Annotated in this window: 30 protein-coding genes and 1 pseudogene; 3 read left to right on the forward strand and 28 right to left on the reverse strand. The window is 60.1% G+C overall.

The genetic code is table 11. From position 1 onward, the window contains the following. Positions 1-40: 40 nt before the first annotated feature. Together msrP and msrQ are read left to right on the forward strand one after the other, a co-directional pair. On the forward strand, positions 41-988 hold the full coding sequence (gene msrP, locus HJC04_RS25725; RefSeq protein ID WP_210628241.1) for a protein-methionine-sulfoxide reductase catalytic subunit MsrP: 948 nt from the start codon (positions 41-43) through the stop codon (positions 986-988). After that, positions 988-1,644: a protein-methionine-sulfoxide reductase heme-binding subunit MsrQ gene (msrQ, locus tag HJC04_RS25730; RefSeq protein WP_210628242.1), complete on the forward strand. Its 657-nt coding sequence runs from the start codon at positions 988-990 to the stop codon at positions 1,642-1,644. Before msrP ends, msrQ begins: the two co-directional genes overlap by 1 nt. Before the next feature lie 28 nt (positions 1,645-1,672). Here msrQ and HJC04_RS25735 read toward each other — a convergent pair. Beyond that, a pseudogene (locus HJC04_RS25735) lies at positions 1,673-2,065 on the reverse strand (DUF2809 domain-containing protein); the annotation flags it as partial. A gap of 173 nt (positions 2,066-2,238) precedes the next feature. On the opposite strand from HJC04_RS25735, the gene HJC04_RS25740 reads away from it, so the two are divergent. Then, positions 2,239-2,973 (forward strand): phosphotransferase enzyme family protein, encoded by a 735-nt coding sequence (locus tag HJC04_RS25740; RefSeq protein ID WP_221147431.1) that lies wholly within the window; start codon positions 2,239-2,241, stop codon positions 2,971-2,973. A gap of 149 nt (positions 2,974-3,122) precedes the next feature. Here the strand turns inward: HJC04_RS25740 and rplQ are convergent, their stop codons facing one another. The 27 genes from rplQ to rpsJ form a co-directional block, all read right to left on the reverse strand. Continuing rightward, positions 3,123-3,545 carry a 50S ribosomal protein L17 gene (gene rplQ / locus HJC04_RS25745; protein WP_088685497.1) on the reverse strand — a complete coding sequence of 141 codons (423 nt, stop codon included), beginning with the start codon at positions 3,543-3,545 and terminating at the stop codon, positions 3,123-3,125. Between the two features lie 123 nt (positions 3,546-3,668). After that, the gene (locus tag HJC04_RS25750) at positions 3,669-4,679 is read right to left on the reverse strand and encodes a DNA-directed RNA polymerase subunit alpha (protein WP_003547579.1); all 1,011 of its coding nucleotides are present in this window, start codon (positions 4,677-4,679) and stop codon (positions 3,669-3,671) included. A 97-nt stretch (positions 4,680-4,776) separates the two neighbouring features. Continuing rightward, positions 4,777-5,166 (reverse strand): 30S ribosomal protein S11, encoded by a 390-nt coding sequence (rpsK, locus tag HJC04_RS25755; RefSeq protein ID WP_003547577.1) that lies wholly within the window; start codon positions 5,164-5,166, stop codon positions 4,777-4,779. A gap of 133 nt (positions 5,167-5,299) precedes the next feature. After that, on the reverse strand, positions 5,300-5,668 hold the full coding sequence (gene rpsM / locus HJC04_RS25760) for a 30S ribosomal protein S13 (RefSeq protein ID WP_011424992.1): 369 nt from the start codon (positions 5,666-5,668) through the stop codon (positions 5,300-5,302). Positions 5,669-5,890: 222 nt separating this feature from the next. Next, positions 5,891-6,541 (reverse strand): adenylate kinase, encoded by a 651-nt coding sequence (locus HJC04_RS25765; protein ID WP_210628244.1) that lies wholly within the window; start codon positions 6,539-6,541, stop codon positions 5,891-5,893. Further along, on the reverse strand, positions 6,538-7,878 hold the full coding sequence (gene secY / locus HJC04_RS25770; protein WP_085777822.1) for a preprotein translocase subunit SecY: 1,341 nt from the start codon (positions 7,876-7,878) through the stop codon (positions 6,538-6,540). The genes HJC04_RS25765 and secY overlap by 4 nt, the downstream gene beginning before the upstream one ends. 233 nt (positions 7,879-8,111) lie before the next feature. Beyond that, a complete protein-coding gene (gene rplO, locus HJC04_RS25775; protein ID WP_221147432.1) occupies positions 8,112-8,588 on the reverse strand; it encodes a 50S ribosomal protein L15 in 477 nt (158 codons plus the stop codon). A gap of 16 nt (positions 8,589-8,604) precedes the next feature. Further along, a complete protein-coding gene (gene rpmD, locus HJC04_RS25780) occupies positions 8,605-8,814 on the reverse strand; it encodes a 50S ribosomal protein L30 (RefSeq protein WP_011424988.1) in 210 nt (69 codons plus the stop codon). 13 nt (positions 8,815-8,827) lie between these two features. Then, the gene (rpsE, locus tag HJC04_RS25785) at positions 8,828-9,397 is read right to left on the reverse strand and encodes a 30S ribosomal protein S5 (RefSeq protein WP_003573784.1); all 570 of its coding nucleotides are present in this window, start codon (positions 9,395-9,397) and stop codon (positions 8,828-8,830) included. Positions 9,398-9,527: 130 nt separating this feature from the next. Then, positions 9,528-9,890: a 50S ribosomal protein L18 gene (rplR, locus tag HJC04_RS25790; RefSeq protein WP_210628246.1), complete on the reverse strand. Its 363-nt coding sequence runs from the start codon at positions 9,888-9,890 to the stop codon at positions 9,528-9,530. 12 nt (positions 9,891-9,902) lie between these two features. Beyond that, positions 9,903-10,436 (reverse strand): 50S ribosomal protein L6, encoded by a 534-nt coding sequence (rplF, locus tag HJC04_RS25795; RefSeq protein ID WP_008521309.1) that lies wholly within the window; start codon positions 10,434-10,436, stop codon positions 9,903-9,905. Between the two features lie 42 nt (positions 10,437-10,478). Further along, positions 10,479-10,877 (reverse strand): 30S ribosomal protein S8, encoded by a 399-nt coding sequence (rpsH, locus tag HJC04_RS25800; RefSeq protein ID WP_003547562.1) that lies wholly within the window; start codon positions 10,875-10,877, stop codon positions 10,479-10,481. Positions 10,878-10,889: 12 nt separating this feature from the next. Then, positions 10,890-11,195, reverse strand: a complete 306-nt coding sequence (gene rpsN, locus HJC04_RS25805; protein WP_003573787.1) for a 30S ribosomal protein S14 — start codon at positions 11,193-11,195, stop codon at positions 10,890-10,892. Between the two features lie 32 nt (positions 11,196-11,227). Further along, positions 11,228-11,785 carry a 50S ribosomal protein L5 gene (gene rplE / locus HJC04_RS25810; protein WP_004674930.1) on the reverse strand — a complete coding sequence of 186 codons (558 nt, stop codon included), beginning with the start codon at positions 11,783-11,785 and terminating at the stop codon, positions 11,228-11,230. Next, positions 11,778-12,086 carry a 50S ribosomal protein L24 gene (gene rplX, locus HJC04_RS25815; RefSeq protein WP_008521328.1) on the reverse strand — a complete coding sequence of 103 codons (309 nt, stop codon included), beginning with the start codon at positions 12,084-12,086 and terminating at the stop codon, positions 11,778-11,780. The genes rplE and rplX overlap by 8 nt, the downstream gene beginning before the upstream one ends. A 10-nt stretch (positions 12,087-12,096) precedes the next feature. Next, positions 12,097-12,465, reverse strand: a complete 369-nt coding sequence (gene rplN / locus HJC04_RS25820; protein WP_003573790.1) for a 50S ribosomal protein L14 — start codon at positions 12,463-12,465, stop codon at positions 12,097-12,099. Positions 12,466-12,726: 261 nt separating this feature from the next. Continuing rightward, the gene (rpsQ, locus tag HJC04_RS25825) at positions 12,727-12,966 is read right to left on the reverse strand and encodes a 30S ribosomal protein S17 (RefSeq protein WP_004674926.1); all 240 of its coding nucleotides are present in this window, start codon (positions 12,964-12,966) and stop codon (positions 12,727-12,729) included. A 12-nt stretch (positions 12,967-12,978) separates the two neighbouring features. Continuing rightward, complete coding sequence (gene rpmC, locus HJC04_RS25830; RefSeq protein WP_004674925.1) at positions 12,979-13,179, reverse strand: 50S ribosomal protein L29; 201 nt, start codon at positions 13,177-13,179, stop codon at positions 12,979-12,981. Positions 13,180-13,190: 11 nt separating this feature from the next. Further along, complete coding sequence (rplP, locus tag HJC04_RS25835) at positions 13,191-13,604, reverse strand: 50S ribosomal protein L16 (RefSeq protein WP_003573792.1); 414 nt, start codon at positions 13,602-13,604, stop codon at positions 13,191-13,193. Positions 13,605-13,642: 38 nt separating this feature from the next. Next, entirely contained in the window at positions 13,643-14,377 is a 735-nt protein-coding gene (gene rpsC / locus HJC04_RS25840) for a 30S ribosomal protein S3 (RefSeq protein WP_003573793.1), read from the reverse strand. Continuing rightward, positions 14,377-14,766 carry a 50S ribosomal protein L22 gene (rplV, locus tag HJC04_RS25845; protein WP_004674922.1) on the reverse strand — a complete coding sequence of 130 codons (390 nt, stop codon included), beginning with the start codon at positions 14,764-14,766 and terminating at the stop codon, positions 14,377-14,379. Before rplV ends, rpsC begins: the two co-directional genes overlap by 1 nt. Positions 14,767-14,768: 2 nt before the next feature. Next, on the reverse strand, positions 14,769-15,047 hold the full coding sequence (gene rpsS, locus HJC04_RS25850) for a 30S ribosomal protein S19 (protein WP_007531666.1): 279 nt from the start codon (positions 15,045-15,047) through the stop codon (positions 14,769-14,771). A gap of 15 nt (positions 15,048-15,062) precedes the next feature. Continuing rightward, positions 15,063-15,899 carry a 50S ribosomal protein L2 gene (rplB, locus tag HJC04_RS25855; protein ID WP_184452872.1) on the reverse strand — a complete coding sequence of 279 codons (837 nt, stop codon included), beginning with the start codon at positions 15,897-15,899 and terminating at the stop codon, positions 15,063-15,065. A gap of 11 nt (positions 15,900-15,910) precedes the next feature. Beyond that, positions 15,911-16,204, reverse strand: coding sequence for a 50S ribosomal protein L23 (locus tag HJC04_RS25860; protein WP_003547550.1), 294 nt, complete (start codon positions 16,202-16,204; stop codon positions 15,911-15,913). Next, positions 16,201-16,821: a 50S ribosomal protein L4 gene (gene rplD, locus HJC04_RS25865; RefSeq protein WP_004674918.1), complete on the reverse strand. Its 621-nt coding sequence runs from the start codon at positions 16,819-16,821 to the stop codon at positions 16,201-16,203. Before rplD ends, HJC04_RS25860 begins: the two co-directional genes overlap by 4 nt. Positions 16,822-16,834: 13 nt before the next feature. Further along, positions 16,835-17,476: a 50S ribosomal protein L3 gene (gene rplC, locus HJC04_RS25870; protein ID WP_004674916.1), complete on the reverse strand. Its 642-nt coding sequence runs from the start codon at positions 17,474-17,476 to the stop codon at positions 16,835-16,837. A gap of 33 nt (positions 17,477-17,509) precedes the next feature. After that, positions 17,510-17,818: a 30S ribosomal protein S10 gene (gene rpsJ / locus HJC04_RS25875; protein ID WP_003547547.1), complete on the reverse strand. Its 309-nt coding sequence runs from the start codon at positions 17,816-17,818 to the stop codon at positions 17,510-17,512. Positions 17,819-18,097 lie beyond the last annotated feature (279 nt).

Below are 18,097 nucleotides of genomic sequence, written 5' to 3' on the forward strand. Positions count from 1 at the left end.
AAGGTCTATATTCGGAATATCCGCCCTGGAGGTTTTCGACATGCCAAGCTATCGCCCCCCAAGGATCGCGTCGTCGGAGATCACGCCGCGCCAGCTCTATCTGCGTCGCCGTGAGTTCCTGGGCGCAGCGACGCTTGGCGCCATGGCGCTCTATGGCGCCGGCAAGGCGAGCGCGGCCACCCTTTCCGCCGTCGAGAGCAAGTACAAGGTCGATGGGAAGACGACGCCGATCAAGGACGTCACGACCTACAATAATTTCTATGAGTTCGGTCTCGACAAGGGCGACCCCGCCGCTCTCTCCGGCGATTTCAAGCCGCTGCCCTGGACGGTCAAGATCGACGGCATGGTCAACAAGCCAGGCACCTTCGACGTCGAGGCGCTGATGAAGGAATTCCCGATCGAGGAGCGCACCTATCGGATGCGCTGCGTCGAGGCCTGGTCGATGGTCGTTCCATGGAACGGGTTTCCGCTGGCGGCGCTGCTCGACAAGGTGGAGCCGCTCGGCAGCGCCAAATATGTCGCCTTCGAAACCGTCGTGCGACCGGAGGAGATGCCAGGGCAGAAGGGCTTCTTTCAGTCGCTCGACTGGCCCTATGTCGAGGGGCTGCGGCTGGACGAGGCGCGCCACCCGCTGACGCTGCTTGCCGTCGGGCTTTATGGTGAAACGCTACCGAACCAGAATGGTGCGCCGATCCGGCTTGTTGTGCCGTGGAAATACGGCTTCAAGGGCATCAAGTCGATCGTCAGGATCACGCTCACCGACCAGCAGCCGAAGAACACCTGGCAGGTGACCAATCCGCAGGAATACGGCTTCTACGCCAACGTCAACCCGGCCGTCGACCATCCGCGCTGGAGTCAGGCAAGCGAGAGGCGCATCGGCGAAAGCGGCTTCTTCGGCGCAAGCCGCCGCCCCACCCTGCCCTTCAACGGCTATGCCGACGAGGTGGCGAGCCTTTATGCCGGCATGGACCTGAAGGCGAATTTCTGATGGCCGAACTGTCGCTTGCCATCCCGAAGCGCTGGCAGCCTGCCTCCGTCTGGCTGCTTTATGTCGTCGGGCTCGTGCCCGCCGCCTGGGCCTTTTATCTCGGCGCGACCGATCAGCTCGGCGCCGATCCGGTGAAGACCTTCGAGCTCTTCCTTGGCATCTGGACAATCCGCTTTTTGATTCTGACGCTTGCCGTCTCCCCTGCCCGCGAGCTTTTCGGCTGGAACTATCTGCGCTATCGCCGCGCGCTCGGCTTGCTGACCTTTTACTACGCGCTGATGCATTTTACCGTCTACATGGTGCTCGACCAGGCGATGGAAATTCAGGCCGTCATCAATGACGTGTTGAAGCGCCCGTTCATCATGTTCGGCATGGCCGGCCTTGCGATGCTTATTCCCCTGGCGGTGACTTCCAATAACCTCTCGATCCGTCGCCTCGGCAACACCTGGATCTGGCTGCACCGCCTCGTCTACATCATTGCCGCCTGCGGGGCTCTGCATTTTGCGCTTTCGACCAAGATCCTCGATCTCCAGCAGTTTATTTATGTGGGTTTGATTATCGCGCTCATCCTCTACCGCTCTTGGCGGCCGATCGCACGCAGTCGGAAAAAAAGCCAGGGGCGGCAACGCAATCGTGCGGCGGCGTCGGTTTCCTGACGGTAGTCAGCCGAGTCTCAACGACGCGCGGATCAAAGGCACAGGCTGCGGCGATGCCGACCGCGTAGGCGAGTATGTTCCAGAGGGAAAATATCCGGCCGAGCAACAAGGCGCCTGCAGTCGTCAGCCGAAACGCGTCCAACCCGGGCGTATGATAAAGCCGGAACAATTCGACCGAGATTGCTATGAAAAGCGCCATGACCGCAATGACCGCCCGCGGTGACCTTCCGAAGACGAGCGCCACCAGCAGATAGACCATCGCTCCCCAGAGCGCCGACCCGCCATATTTGACAACGACGAAAGGCAGATCGACCGCGTAGCCCAAGCGCCTGAGGGCCAGGCCGACCGCAATCACCACAAACACAGCCGCGAGACGGAGGAACTGCGATCGGGAATGTGCTTCGCGCAGAGAACCTTCCACCTTAATCTCCAGGGTTTGGTAAGCGGTGTCGCTGCCGCACCTTGACCAAGATGCTTTAGGCAGTTTCGATGATTGCCGCCATGGCTGCTTTGCGCCGGACACGGACATCTTGGCGTCCTAAACTTTCTCTATTTCTTCCGTCAATTGAATCATAGCCGCCAGGGATATCGCCAATGGGATGGGAAGTACTCGGGCAATGGGGTGAAGATGCGGTTCGCATCGAACGACTGACGGGTGGAGTTGCCAATGGCGTGTGGAGCGTTCGCGTCCACGGGCAGATCGCGGTCGGTGGTCTCGGCAGCCGGACCAACGCCGATCTCGCATGGGAAACCGAGCTGATCCAATACCTCGACAGTGAAGGCATGCACGTTCCAGTGCCGACCCCGACGACGGACGGCCGGCTGTTCGTGGACGGGCTGGTGGTGATGAAATACATGGAGGGCGGAGCGCCCGAGACAGGGTCCGACTGGCGTCGCGTGGCCGACACGCTCCGCGAGCTGCATCGGTTGACACAGGGCTGGCCGCAGCGTCCGGGCTGGCGATCGTCGACCGACCTCCTTCACGCGGAAACCGGAACGAGGATCAACCTTGCCGCGATGCCGCCCGAGGGCGTTATTCGATGTCGCGCAGCGTGGGCGCGGCTCGCCGGACGTCAGAGATGCGTTGTCCACGGCAATCCCAACAGCCCTGGCAACGTCCGCATAACCCCCGACCGGGTCGCGTTGATCGACTGGGACGAGTCACATGTCGACGCTCCCGACCTCGACCTGGTGCTGCCCGGCAACACTGCCGGTCTCGACGACGGCGCGCACGACATCGCCGCGCAAGCGTCAGCCGCATGGGAAGCCGCCGTCTGCTGGCAGGACGACTACGCCGCCAAGCGGCTCGCTGAAGTTCGAGCGGTCTGAGCAGTTTCGGCGGATCGATGGGCCGCATCCATGTCGGGAGCTTCCGGCGACAGCATTGCGCCAAAAGGAGCCTTTACGCACGCGCATGGACAAAGAAAAACAGCCGGGCTTTGCAGCCCGGCTGTTCCGTTTCCGGCGAAGCGGAAAATTTAAGCGGCGACGGCCTGCTCTTCGGCAGCAACGCGGGCCTTGTCGGCTGCGCCCTTGGCATAGGTGTCGCGATCAACGAATTCGATCACGGCCAAAGCGGCGTTGTCGCCCTGGCGGAAGCCGGCCTTCATGATGCGCAGGTAGCCGCCGTTGCGGGTGGCGTAGCGCGTTGCGATCGTGTCGAACAGCTTCGAAACGACGGCGGCATCGCGGATCTGCGAGATCGCCTGGCGGCGAGCATGCAGGTCACCGCGCTTGCCGAGCGTGACGAGCTTCTCGACGATCGGACGGATTTCCTTGGCCTTCGGCAGGGTCGTGACGATCTGCTCGTGGGTGATGAGCGAAGCCGCCATGTTGGCGAACATCGCCTTGCGGTGGCTTGCGGTTCTATTCAGCTTGCGGCCGGCTTTACCATGGCGCATTGCTACTCTCCTTTAATGCAGGTGCCCTTACGTTAACCGGGCCTGCCGTTTCCTGGCACATGCAGGCGATCGGCCTGCTGTTTGACGGGGAAAGGCAGCCGAAAGAGCCTGCCTTTTTGGTTTTTAATACTGGTCTTCGTAACGCTTGGCGAGATCTTCGATGTTCTCGGGCGGCCATGCCGGCACTTCCATGCCGAGGTGCAGGCCCATGGAAGCGAGAACTTCCTTGATTTCGTTCAGCGACTTGCGACCAAAATTCGGTGTGCGGAGCATTTCTGCTTCGGTCTTCTGAATGAGGTCGCCGATGTAGACGATGTTGTCGTTCTTCAGGCAGTTTGCCGAACGGACCGACAGTTCGAGTTCGTCCACCTTCTTGAGCAGAGCCGGGTTGAAAGCGAGTTCGGTGACTGCTTCCTCTTCGGTTTCCTTCTGCGGCTCGTCGAAGTTGACGAAGACGCCAAGCTGATCCTGGAGGATGCGCGCCGCGAAAGCGACGGCGTCTTCGCCGGTGATCGAGCCATCGGTTTCGATGGTCATGTTCAGCTTGTCGTAGTCGAGAACCTGTCCTTCGCGGGTATTTTCAACCTTGTAGGACACCTTCTTGACCGGCGAATAGAGGCTGTCGACCGGGATGAGACCGATCGGAGCATCTTCCGCACGATTGCGCTCGGCCGGAACGTAGCCCTTGCCGTTGTTGACGGTGAATTCCATGCGGATCTCGGCGCCCTCGTCGAGCGTGCAGATCACATGCTCGGGATTGAGGATTTCGATATCGCCGACCGTCTGGATATCGCCAGCCGTGACAACGCCCGGGCCCTGCTTGCGCACGACCATGCGCTTCGCGTCGTCGCCATCCATCTTGATGGCGATTTCCTTGATGTTGAGCACGATATCCGTGACGTCTTCGCGGACGCCCGGAATCGAGGAGAATTCATGCAGCACGCCGTCGATCTGCACCGCCGTGACGGCGGCACCGCGCAGCGAGGAGAGCAGAACGCGGCGCAGTGCGTTGCCGAGGGTGAGGCCGAAGCCGCGCTCCAGCGGTTCGGCAACGAGCGTCGCCCTGGTGCGCGAGCTCGAGGAGAACTCCACCTTGTTCGGCTTGATCAGTTCCTGCCAGTTCTTCTGAATCATGAGTTTGCCTTCCGTTCGTTGCCACCATCCAATCGTGACAACCGAGCTTGAAAACCACCAGGAGCGCCAGGGCGCTCACCGGTGACGAGAGCGATGATCAGACGCGGCGCTTCTTGCGCGGACGGCAGCCATTGTGCGGGATCGGCGTCACGTCGCGGATGGACGTGATCATGAAACCTGCAGCCTGGAGCGCGCGCAGAGCCGATTCACGACCCGAACCCGGACCGCAGACTTCGACTTCCAGCGACTTCATGCCGTGTTCCTGGGCCTTCTTGGCGCAGTCTTCGGCAGCGATCTGGGCAGCGAAGGGGGTCGACTTGCGCGAGCCCTTGAAGCCCTTGGCGCCAGCCGACGACCAGGCGATCGCATTGCCCTGCGCATCAGTGATGGTGATCATCGTGTTGTTGAAGGTCGAGTTGACGTGAGCGACACCCGACGAGATATTCTTGCGCTCGCGACGGCGAACGCGGACGGCTTCCTTAGCCATGCTATTCCTTTCGTTGATCTCTTCACCGCCGTAATACCAGCGGCTACACCGGAACGGCGCCTATATGGTCCCGCTCCAAACTCAAAAGAGGCCAGCGCGGACCGCCAGCCTCCCCACCCCGGTTTCCCGGAAATTACTTCTTCTTGCCAGCGATTGCCTTTGCCGGACCCTTGCGGGTGCGGGCATTGGTGTGCGTGCGCTGGCCGCGGACCGGAAGGCCGCGACGATGACGCAGGCCGCGGTAGCAGCCGAGATCCATCAGACGCTTGATGTTCATCGCGGTTTCGCGACGAAGATCACCCTCGACCTGATAATCACGGTCGATGGTTTCGCGGATCTGAAGGACTTCAGCGTCCGTCAGCTGATGCACACGACGTTCAGCCGGAATACCGACCTTCTCGACGATTTCCTGTGCGAATTTCGGACCGATCCCGTGAATGTAGGTCAGCGCGATGACCACGCGCTTTGCAGTCGGGATGTTGACGCCAGCGATACGTGCCACGCCTGTTCTCCTTGCATTCCAGTTGCCATCCGGCAAGTGGGCTTCGTTATGCGGTCCTTGAGAACCGCCCGTTCAAATTAGGTCCGCAACATGTCAATACGACCGAACCCGGACTTCCCTGGGAAATCCGCGCCGATCGCATGGAATGTCGCGAGTTGGCGCGGTGTTTAGCGGAATCACTGCTGAAAAGCAACCGTTCCGCCAAGTTTTATTTTCAAAGCCTTAAAGCTTGGAAAGAATGGCTTCGACTTCGGCGGTCACCTGATCTATCTCCGCCATGCCGTCCACGGACTTGAGTTTGCCCTTGGCATGGTAGTAGCCGATCAGCGGTGAGGTCTCCTTGTAATAGACCTGCAGCCGGGCCGTCATGGTTTCCGGAGTGTCGTCCGGGCGGCGCTTGAAGTGGGTGGAACCGCACTTGTCGCACACGCCTTCATTGGCCGGAACCTTGTCAGTGTCATGATAGACGCTGCCGCACTGTGCGCAGGAATAGCGGCCGGCAACACGACGGACCAGTTCGGCATCGTCGACACGGAATTCGATGACGACAGAGAGACCTAGACCCTTCGCCCTCAGCATCGCCTCGGTGGCGTCCGCCTGGACGAGCGTCCTGGGGAAACCGTCGAGAATGAAACCGTTGGCGCAATCGGGCTGATCGATTCGCTCGGAGACAATGGCGATGACGATCTCGTCCGAGACCAGCTTGCCGGCATCCATCACCGCTTTGGCGCGCTTGCCGACCTCCGTACCGGCGTTGACCGCCGCACGCAGCATGTCTCCCGTAGAAAGCTGCGGAATGCCGTGCTTTTCCACGATCCGCTGGGCCTGGGTTCCCTTGCCCGCGCCCGGCGGCCCCAAAAGGATAAGTCTCATCGCCCCCTCTTTCCTCCTCGCAACTTCGATTTCTTGATCAGGCCTTCGTATTGCTGCGCGATCAGGTGACCCTGGATCTGTGCAACCGTATCAAGAGTTACGCTAACCACGATCAAAAGCGAAGTCCCACCAAGGGATAATGGAATGCCGGTTTGCGACACCAGAATCTCCGGGAGGATGCAGACGAAGACGAGATAGATGGCGCCAATCACCGTGATGCGGGTCAGCACGTAGTCAATATATTCGGCAGTGCGCTCACCCGGACGGATGCCGGGAATGAAGCCGCCATGCTTCTTCAGATTGTCGGCCGTGTCCTTCGGATTGAAGACGATGGCCGTATAGAAGAAAGCGAAGAAGGCGATCAGCGCCGCATAGAGCACCATGTAGAGCGGCTGGCCATGACCGAGGGCGGCAACGATCGACGTCGCCCAGGCAGGCATCGCCGTGGTGTTGGCAAAACCCGCGACCGTCGCCGGCAGAAGTAGGAGCGAAGAGGCAAAGATCGCCGGGATCACGCCCGATGTGTTGAGCTTCAGCGGCAGGTGCGACGTATCGCCCTGGAACATACGGTTGCCGACCTGGCGCTTCGGATACTGGATCAGCAGCCGGCGCTGGGCGCGCTCCACGAAGACGATGACACCGATGACGGCGATCGCGACAATGATGACGAGCAGGATGAGGCCGGTCGACAGCGCGCCGGTGCGGCCGAGTTCGAGCGTGCCGGCAAGAGCGCTCGGAAGGCCGGCTGCGATACCGGCGAAGATAATCAGCGAAATGCCGTTGCCAATACCGCGCGAGGTGATCTGCTCGCCGAGCCACATCAGGAACATCGTGCCGCCGAGCAGCGTCAGAACGGTGGAAATACGGAAGAACCAGCCCGGATCGACGACAAGACCCTGGCCGCTCTCGAGGCCGGCGGCAATGCCGTATGCCTGGAGCGCACCCAGAATGACGGTGCCGTAGCGGGTGTACTGGTTGATGATCTTGCGACCCTGCTCGCCTTCCTTCTTCAGGTTTTCAAGCGTCGGCACGACCGAAGTCATCAGCTGCACGATGATCGAAGCGGAGATATAGGGCATGATGCCGAGCGCAAAGATCGCCATGCGCTGAACGGCGCCGCCCGAGAACATGTTGAAAAGGCCGAGAATACCGCCTGCCTGGCCGCGGAACGCCTGGGCATAGGCTTCGGGATTGAGACCCGGAAGCGGGATATGGGTGCCGAGCCTGTAGACGAGGAGAGCTGCCAGTGTGAACCACAGGCGCTTCTTCAAATCCTCGGCTTTGGCAAAGGTCGAAAAATTGAGGTTGGATGCCAATTGTTCCGCTGCAGAAGCCATGCGATTCTCCGCCCTACCAATTCCGGCGTCTCTGGGAAAATACCGGCCCCGGAATCAGTATGAAAATAATTCAAAACTGGGTTTTGGACGGATTGCAGCGCAACCCCATGCCTCACCCTTGTTTTCCAGTCTTACCGGCATGACGCGGGGGCGCCAGCCAAGTTTTTGTGAGGCCCACATATGGGAGCAAAATCGCCCGGTGTGAAGCACCCCGGGCGATATATCATCAGATATTATTCTGCTGCAGCCGGAGCCGAAAGCAGCGTCACTGTGCCGCCGGCCTTTTCGATCTTCTCGACGGCGGGCTTGGAAGCGCCTGCGACGACGATGGTGATCTTGGCCTTGAGCTCGCCGTCAGCGAGAACGCGAACGCCGTCCTTGGCGCGGCGGATAACGCCGGCGGCCTTTAGGGCAGATGCGTCAACAGTCGCCTTGGCATCGAGCTTGCCGGCGTCGATTGCTGCCTGAATGCGAGCAAGCGACACGACAACAAAGTCGGAAGCGAAAATGTTGTTGAAGCCGCGCTTCGGCAGGCGACGATAGATCGGCATCTGGCCGCCTTCGAAGCCGTTGATGGCGACGCCGGAACGGGACTTCTGACCCTTGACACCGCGACCAGCCGTCTTGCCGGAGCCCGAACCGATACCGCGGCCGAGGCGCTTGCGGCTGTGGGTGGAGCCTTCGTTGTCCTTGATTTCATTGAGTTTCATGAGCGTTTCCTCCGTCTCACTTCTCGTCGACGATGCGAACGAGATGCTGGACAGCACGGATCATGCCGCGAACGGAAGGAGTATCCTCCAGCGTGCGGCGACGGTGCATCTTGTTCAGTCCGAGACCGATCAGCGTGCGCTGCTGGACGTCCGGACGGCGAATCGGGCTGCCGATCTGTTCGATCGTGACGGTCTTCGCTTCAGCCTTCTTGGTAGCCTTGGCCATTGGTCAGCTCCTCTTATTCTTCAGAGGCGTTGCCGGAGGCGCTACGACGAGCCTGCAGCGTTGCATACTTGATGCCGCGCTGAGCTGCGATGTCCTTCGGGTGAACCTGGTGCTTCAGAGCGTCGAAGGTGGCGCGAACCATGTTGTAGGGGTTCGACGAACCGGTCGACTTGGCGACGACGTCGTGCATGCCGAGCGTTTCGAATACGGCGCGCATCGGACCACCGGCGATGATACCGGTACCAACCTTGGCCGAGCGCAGCAGAACCTTGCCGGCGCCATGGCGGCCATGAACGTCGTGATGCAGCGTACGGCCGTCACGCAGCGGTACGAAGATCAGCTCGCGCTTGGCGGCTTCGGTTGCCTTGCGGATGGCTTCCGGCACTTCGCGTGCCTTGCCATGGCCGAAGCCGACGCGGCCCTTCTGGTCGCCGACGACGACGAGTGCTGCGAAACCAAAACGACGGCCGCCCTTGACGACCTTGGCGACGCGGTTGATCGCGACAAGCTTGTCGACGAATTCGCTATCGCGCTCTTCACGGCTCTGGCGGTCTTCCCGCTGCGGCCTTCTTTCCTGTGCCATTGTCCTCTTCCTTTTTCTTTTCCGGGTGCAATCGGCAAACAAATGTGGACCGCATCAGCCTCCCCTTTTGGAGAGTGCCGCGGTCCGGCGAAAATCCGGCCGGCGCTTGACGCGTCCGGCCGGAAACTGATCAGAAGGTGAGACCGCCTTCGCGGGCCGCTTCGGCAAGAGCCTTGATGCGACCATGATAGATGAAGGCGCCACGGTCGAACACGACCTCCGACACGCCGGCCTTGGAGGCGCGCTCGGCGACGAGCTTGCCCACTGCAGCAGCGGCGGCGGTATCGGCACCGGTCTTCAGAGAACCGCGCAGATCCTTCTCGAGAGTGGAGGCAGACGCAAGCGTCTTGCCAGCCACATCGTCGATGATCTGGGCATAGATGTTCTTCGAGGAGCGATGAACCGACAGGCGCGGACGGCCATTGGCCACCGACTTGAGATGACGGCGCACGCGGTTGGCACGACGTGCAAGTGCTTCTTTCCTGCTAGCCATTTCGCGTGATCCTTACTTCTTCTTGCCTTCTTTGCGGACGATCCGCTCGTCAGCGTACTTGACGCCCTTGCCCTTATAGGGCTCAGGACCGCGATATTCGCGGATTTCAGCGGCGACCTGACCGACTTGCTGCTTATTGATGCCGGAGACAACGATTTCAGTCGGCTTCGGAACGGCGATCGTGATGCCGACCGGCGGCTCATAGATCACGTCGTGGCTGAAGCCGAGGGCCAGCTGCAGGTTCTTGCCCTGCAGGGCGGCGCGGTAACCGACGCCGTTGATTTCGAGCTTGCGCTCAAAGCCGTCCTTGACGCCCTTGAAGATGCCTTCGATCATCGTGCGGGACATGCCCCACTTCGAACGCGCATCCTTGGTCTGGTTCACGGGCGTCACAACGACCGCGTTGTTTTCGAGCTTGAGGCTGATTTCGTCGTTAGCAACGAAAAACAGCTCGCCCTTCGGGCCCTTTGCGGTAACCTTCTGGCCATCGACCGTAGCCGTGATCCCAGCAGGCACCTGAACGGGCTTCTTACCGATACGAGACATGTTTCAATCCTGTCTGTTCGCTATGGAGATCCCTGCCCAATCTTAGAAGACCGAGCAAAGAACCTCGCCACCAACGTTCTGTTCGCGAGCCTGGTGATCGGCCATCACACCCTTCGGAGTCGAAAGGATGGTGATGCCGAGGCCGTTCGCGACCTGCGGAATGGACTTGACCGAGACATAAACCCGGCGGCCCGGTTTGGACACACGGCCGATCTCACGGATCACCGATGCGCCTTCATAATATTTCAGCTCGATGCTGAGCTCCGACTTGCCATTGCCGAAATCGACAACGGAATAGCCACGGATGTAGCCTTCGGACTGCAGGACATCGAGAACACGTGCGCGGAGCTTGGACGCAGGCGTCGAAACCGACGACTTGCGGCGGGAAGCGCCGTTACGGATACGGGTGAGCATATCGCCCAACGGATCAGTCATTGTCATCTAACCTGCTCCTTACCAGCTCGACTTGACGATGCCCGGCACCTTGCCGAGATTGCCCAGTTCACGCAGCGCAATACGCGACATGCGCAGTTTGCGGTAATATGCGCGCGGACGCCCCGAAACTTCGCAACGGTTGCGAATACGGGTCTTCGATCCATCGCGCGGCAGGGATGCCAGCTTGATCGAGGCCTTGAACCGCTCTTCGATCGGAAGAGCCTGGTTCATGATGATCGCCTTCAACGCAGCCCGCTTAGCGGCCTGGTTGGCGACCGTAGTACGGCGGCGCTTGTTCTTTTCAACTGCGCTTGTCTTCGCCATGTCAGGTTCCTTTTCTACGCTCGTCGTTACGGTTATTGACGGAACGGGAAGCTGAACTCTTTCAGGAGAGCCCGTGCTTCGTCGTCGGTCGTCGCCGTCGTGCAAACGATGATGTCCATGCCCCACATCTGATCAACCTTGTCGTAGTTGATTTCTGGGAACACAATGTGCTCCTTGATGCCCATGGCGAAGTTGCCACGGCCGTCAAAGCTCTTCGGGTTCAGGCCGCGGAAGTCGCGAACGCGCGGGAGCGCGATGTTGACCAGGCGATCCAGGAACTCGTACATGCGGGCGCCGCGCAGGGTGACCTTCGCGCCGATCGGCATGTTTTCGCGGACCTTGAAGCCAGCGATAGAGTTGCGTGCACGGGTGATGACCGGCTTCTGACCAGCGATAGCAGCCAGGTCGGCAGCAGCAACGGTCGGCTTCTTGGAGTCAGCCGTGGCTTCGCCCACACCCATGTTGATAACGATCTTGTCAAGCTTCGGGATCATCATCTCGTTGGCGTAGGAGAACTTCTCCTGCATCGCCTTGCGGATGCGCTCGACATATTCTTTCTTGAGCCGCGGCTCGTACTTTGCCTCAGCCATCGATCACTTCTCCAGAACGCTTGGCAACACGGACCTTCTTGCCGTCAACGACCTTGAAACCGACGCGGGTCGGCTTGCCGTCCTTGTCGACGATTGCAATGTTGGACAGGTGAACCGGAGCTTCCTTGGCGATGATGCCGGCTTCCTGTGTCTGCGTCTGGCGCTGGTGGCGCTTGACGACGTTGACGCCACGGACGACCGCACGATCTTCCTTCGGCATAACCTGTACGACTTCGCCGGTGCGGCCCTTGTCCTTGCCAGCGAGCATGACGACCTTGTCGCCCTTACGAATCTTCTGCATCGTTCGCTCCTTACAGTACTTCGGGAGCCAGCGAGATGATCTTCATGTGGTTCTTGGCGCGAAGTTCGCGCGGAACCGGTCCGAAGATACGGGTGCCGATCGGCTCTTTCTTGTTGTCGATGAGGACTGCTGCGTTGGTGTCGAAGCGGATGACCGAGCCATCCGGACGACGGATGTCCTTGGCGGTACGAACGACAACCGCCTTCATCACGTCACCCTTCTTCACACGGCCGCGCGGGATCGCTTCCTTGATCGAAACGACGATGACGTCGCCGATCGAGGCATACTTGCGCTTCGAGCCGCCCAGCACCTTGATGCACATGACACGACGTGCGCCGGAATTATCCGCGACGTCGAGGTTTGTTTGCATCTGAATCATATCAGGTCGCCTTCTTGGTTTACCGGAATGGTTGGGCCTAAGCCCCCTACCCCGGCTTATGAAAATGTTCGCCGGCCGACCTGCCGTAACGGCAGGCAACAACACGGCATAGCTGAATAGCGCGGGGTCGATCGTGCCAGGGTGGTTTCCCGAACGGGACCTTCCGTGCGCTCAAAGCAAAAGAACGCCCGGCATTCGAGCGTTCTGACGCTGCTTCATACAGATATTTCGGCGAGACGCAAGGCCTCGGCCAAAATTCTGTTACTTGCCCTGGGCGGCAATCACCGTCCAGCGCTTGTCCTTGGAGATCGGCGCGCATTCCTCGATGGATACGGTATCGCCGATCTTGTACTGGTTGTTTTCGTCGTGGGCCTTGTACTTCTTGGATCGACGAACGGTCTTCTGGAGCAGCGGGTGAGCGAAACGACGCTCGACACGAACCACTACCGTCTTCTCGTTCTTGTCGCCAACGACGACGCCCTGCAGGATGCGCTTCGGCATATTTTTCTTCCTTTAGGCCTTAACTTCTGCCGCCTTCTGGCGGGCAATGGTTTTCACGCGGGCGATGTCCTTGCGGACTTCGTTGATGCGCGAGGACTTTTCGAGCTGGCCGGTCGCCTTCTGGAAGCGCAGGTTGAACTGCTCCTTCTTCAGCTTGGCAAGCTCGTCCTTGAGTTGGTCGGCGGTCAACGCGCGAACATCTGAGGCTTTCATGAGCTCAATCCTTACTCTGCAATGCGCTGTACGAAGCGCGTCTTGACCGAGAGCTTGGCAGAGCCGAGACGAAGCGCCTCACGGGCGATCTCTTCGCTGACGCCGTCGATCTCGAACATCATACGACCGGGCTTGACCTTGCATGCCCAGTACTCAACGGAGCCCTTACCCTTACCCATGCGGACTTCGGTCGGCTTTGCGGTTACCGGAACGTCCGGGAACACGCGGATCCATACACGGCCGGCGCGCTTCATGTAACGCGTGATCGCGCGGCGAGCCGCTTCGATCTCGCGTGCGTTGACGCGGTTGGGCTCCTGAGCCTTCAGGCCGAATTCGCCGAATGCCAGGTCAGAACCGCCCTTGGCGACGCCCTTGATGCGGCCCTTGAACTGCTTGCGGTACTTAGTACGCTTTGGCTGCAACATTTTCTTACTTCTCCGAGCTTATCTTTCGCCAGCGCTAATTACGCGTTGTCGCGTTCGCGGCGACGATCGCCACGGTCGCGTTCGCGGCTTGCCGGACCCTGTGCGTCGCCTTCCAGCGCGCGACGTTCGGAAGCCATCGGATCGTGCTCAAGGATTTCGCCCTTGAAGATCCAGACCTTGATGCCGCAGATACCGAATGCGGTTTCTGCTTCTGCCGTGCCGTAGTCGATGTCGGCGCGCAGCGTGTGCAGCGGCACGCGACCTTCACGGTACCATTCCGTACGGGCGATTTCCGCACCGCCGAGACGGCCGGCGCAGGTGATCTTGATGCCCTCGGCGCCAAGACGCATCGCGGACTGAACGGCGCGCTTCATGGCGCGGCGGAAAGCCACGCGGCGCTCGAGCTGCTGGGCGATCGACTGAGCGACCAGAGTTGCGTCGACTTCGGGCTTGCGCACTTCGACGATGTTGAGGTGCGTTTCCGAGTTGGTCATATCGGACAGCTTCTTGCGGAGCTTGTCGATGTCGGCGCCCTTGCGGCCGATGATCAGGCCCGGACGAGCCGAGTGGATCGTGACGCGGCACTTCTTGTGCGGACGCTCGATAACCACCTTGGAGATCCCGGCCTGCTTCAGTTCGCTCATCACGAACTTGCGCATTTTCAGGTCTTCGTGCAGCAGCTGGCCATACTCGGCATTGTCCGCGAACCAGCGGCTATCCCAGGTACGATTGATGCCGAGACGGAAACCGATCGGATTGATTTTCTGACCCATTATGCGGCCTCCTCTGCTGCCTGCACTTCACGAACGACGATCGTCAGGTGCGCGAAGGGCTTTTCGATGCGCGACGCGCGACCGCGGCCACGAGCGTGGAAACGCTTCATGACGATCGACTTGCCGACGTAGGCTTCGGCGACGACGAGTGCGTCGACGTCGAGATCGTGGTTGTTCTCGGCGTTGGCGATCGCGGATTCGAGCGTCTTCTTGACGGCGCCCGCGATGCGCTTGCGGGAAAACTCCAGCTCAGCGAGTGCACGCTCGACCTTCTTGCCGCGGATGGCCGCAGCAACCAGGTTGAGCTTCTGGGGGCTGACGCGGAGCGTGCGGGCGACTGCTTGCGCCTCGTTGTCCTTCAGCCGGCGTTCGGCTTTTGCCTTGCCCATTGTTACTTCCTCTTCGCCTTCTTGTCCGCGCCGTGACCGTAGTAGGTGCGGGTCGGAGAGAATTCACCGAATTTGTGACCGACCATGTCTTCATTGACACTGACCGGGACATGTTTGCTGCCGTTGTAGACGCCGAAGGTGAGACCGACGAACTGCGGCAGGATCGTGGAGCGACGGCTCCAGATCTTGATCACTTCTGCACGTCCGCCTTCACGAACCTTCTCAGCCTTCTTGAGAAGATAGCCGTCAACGAACGGACCTTTCCATACTGAACGAGCCATTGGAGACTTCCTCTCTTACTTCTTACGCTGATGACGCGAGCGCATGATCATCTTGTCGGTCGACTTGTTCGACCGGGTGCGCTTGCCCTTGGTCGGCTTGCCCCACGGTGTCACTGGATGGCGACCACCGGAGGTGCGGCCTTCACCACCGCCGTGCGGATGGTCGACCGGGTTCATGACGACACCGCGGTTATGGGGACGCTTCCCGCGCCAGACGGTACGACCGGCCTTGCCGTCGTTGATGTTGGCGTGGTCCGGATTGGAGACGGCGCCGATCGAAGCAAGGCAGATGCCGCTTACGAGGCGCTGCTCACCGGAGTTCAGGCGAAGGATCGCCATGCCCTGGTCTCGACCCACCAGCTGTGCGTAGGAACCGGCGGAACGGGCGATCTGACCGCCCTTGCCCGGCTTCATTTCCACATTGTGGATGATGGAGCCGACCGGGATATACTGCAGCGGCATGGTGTTGCCGGGCTTGACGTCGACAGCCTTCTCCGAAGCGATGACCTTGTCGCCGGCGGCGAGACGCTGCGGAGCGATGATGTAGGCCTGCTCGCCATCCGAATAGCTCACCAGGGCGATGAAAGCCGTGCGGTTCGGATCGTATTCGATACGCTCGACCGTGCCTTCGACATCGAACTTGCGACGCTTGAAGTCGACCAGACGGTAGCTGCGCTTATGACCGCCACCGATGAAGCGAGCCGTGATGCGGCCGAGGTTGTTACGACCACCGCTCTTGGTCAGACCTTCCGTCAGCGCCTTGACCGGCTTGCCCTTGTAGAGCGAGGAGCGGTCCACGATGACCAGCTGACGCTGGCTCGGGGTCGTCGGATTGAATGTTTTCAATGCCATTTTCTTATTCCTCAGAGACCGGTGGAGACGTCGATCGTCTGGCCTTCAGCCAGCGTCACGACAGCCTTCTTCACGTCCTTCTGCTTGCCGACGAAACCGCGGAACCGCTTGGTCTTGCCCTTGCGCAGCAGAGTGTTGACGGCCGTAACCTTGACGCCGAACAGCGCCTCGACAGCAGCCTTGATTTCCGGCTTTGTCGCCTGCTTGGCGACATTGAAAACAACCTGGTTGTTTTCGGATACCAGCGTGGACTTTTCGGTGATCGCCGGAGAGACGATCACATCGTAGTGGCGAAGATCGGTCACTTGAATCGCTCCTCTAGCGCTTCAACCGCAGCCTTGGAAAGCACGAGCTTGCCACGGCGCACGATGTCGTAAACATTGATGCCCTGGATCGGCAGAACATCGATGTTCGGGATGTTCTGTGCCGCAAGCTTGAAGTTGCCGTCAAGCTCTGCGCCGCCGATGAAGAGGGCGTTGGTCAGGCCGAGCGTCTCGAAAGCGGACGCGAGAGCCTTGGTCTTGGCTTCAGCTGCGACCAGGTTGTCGATGACGATAACGTCATCAGCCTTGATCTTGGCCGAAAGGGCATGGCGAAGGCCGAGTGCCCGAACCTTCTTCGGAAGGTCGTGCTCGTGGCTGCGAACGACCGGGCCATGGGCCTTGCCGCCGCCGCGGAACTGCGGAGCGCGAGCCGAATGGTGACGAGCGCGGCCCGTACCCTTCTGCTTGTACATCTTGGCACCGGTGCGCGAGACTTCAGCGCGGCCCTTTGCCTTGTGCGTGCCCTGCTGCTTCTTGGCAAGCTGCCAGCGGATAACGCGGGCGAGAATGTCTTCGCGGGGCTCGAGGCCGAAAATCTCGTCCGAAAGGGAGACCTTCCCGGCGTCTTTTCCCTCGAGGGTCTTGACGTTCAATTCCATTGATCTGGCTCCCTTACTTCGCGGCCGACTTGACGGCGTCGCGCACGATGATCCAGGCACCCTTGGAACCGGGAACAGCACCCTTGATCAGGATCAGACCGCGATCTTCGTCGGTCGAAACCACTTCCAGGTTCTGTGTCGTGACGCGCGTCTGGCCCATGTGACCAGCCATCTTCTTGTTCTTGAAAACCTTGCCCGGATCCTGGCGCGAGCCGGTCGAACCGTGCGAACGGTGCGAAACCGACACACCGTGCGTGGCGCGCAGACCGCCGAAACCATGGCGCTTCATGGCGCCGGCAAAACCCTTACCGATCGTCGTACCCGTCACATCGACGAGCTGACCGGCGGCAAAGTGACCCGCCTTGAGCTCCGTGCCGATCTCCAGCAGATTGTCTTCCGACACGCGGAATTCTGCGAGCTTGGCCTTCGGCTCGACGTTGGCAACGGCAAAGTTGCCGCGCATCGCCTTCGACGTATTCTTCACCTTCGCCTGGCCGGCACCGAGCTGAACTGCGGTATAGCCATTCTTCTCGACAGTGCGCGTGGCAACGACCTGGCAGCCGTCCATACGCAGTACCGTTACCGGGACATGCTCGCCGGCGTCATTGTAGACGCGGGTCATTCCCACCTTTTGTGCAATCACACCTGAACGCATCGGTTCAATCCTTCCAACTCAGCTCGAGCAAGCTCAGAGCTTGATCTCAACATCGACACCGGCGGCGAGATCGAGCTTCATCAGCGCGTCTACCGTCTGCGGGGTCGGGTCTACGATGTCGAGCAGGCGCTTATGCGTGCGCATCTCGAACTGTTCGCGGCTCTTCTTGTCGATGTGCGGGGACCGGTTGACCGTAAACTTCTCGATGCGGGTCGGAAGCGGAACGGGGCCCCGGACGCTTGCACCGGTGCGCTTCGCCGTCGACACGATCTCGCGCGTAGAAGCATCGAGAATCCGGTGATCGAACGCCTTCAGGCGAATGCGGATATTTTGGCCGTTCATTCGACGTTATCCTTGTGTTTGTTTTCCGCATGTCTCTGGACAAGACACGGGTTGTTCTTTCTTCCTAAGGCGGACCACCGGTTTCAAAGATCGAGAGGGCGCCGATACCCGACATCCCTATCCAGTCTTCAGGGCCTTCTAGCCCACCTTATTTGCTTGTTCAGTCACCGCTTCGTCGTCCAAAGCGGCGCGCAAATCGCGCTCGCGCGCCATTTGCTACATTTCTGTGTAATAAGCAAGCGGCTTGCGCCGCCTGCATCATAATATTGTCATCGAATC

Origin of the sequence: Rhizobium sp. NLR8a, assembly GCF_019685235.1 — a bacterium.
In the GTDB taxonomy this organism is placed as follows: Bacteria; Pseudomonadota; Alphaproteobacteria; order Rhizobiales; family Rhizobiaceae; genus Rhizobium.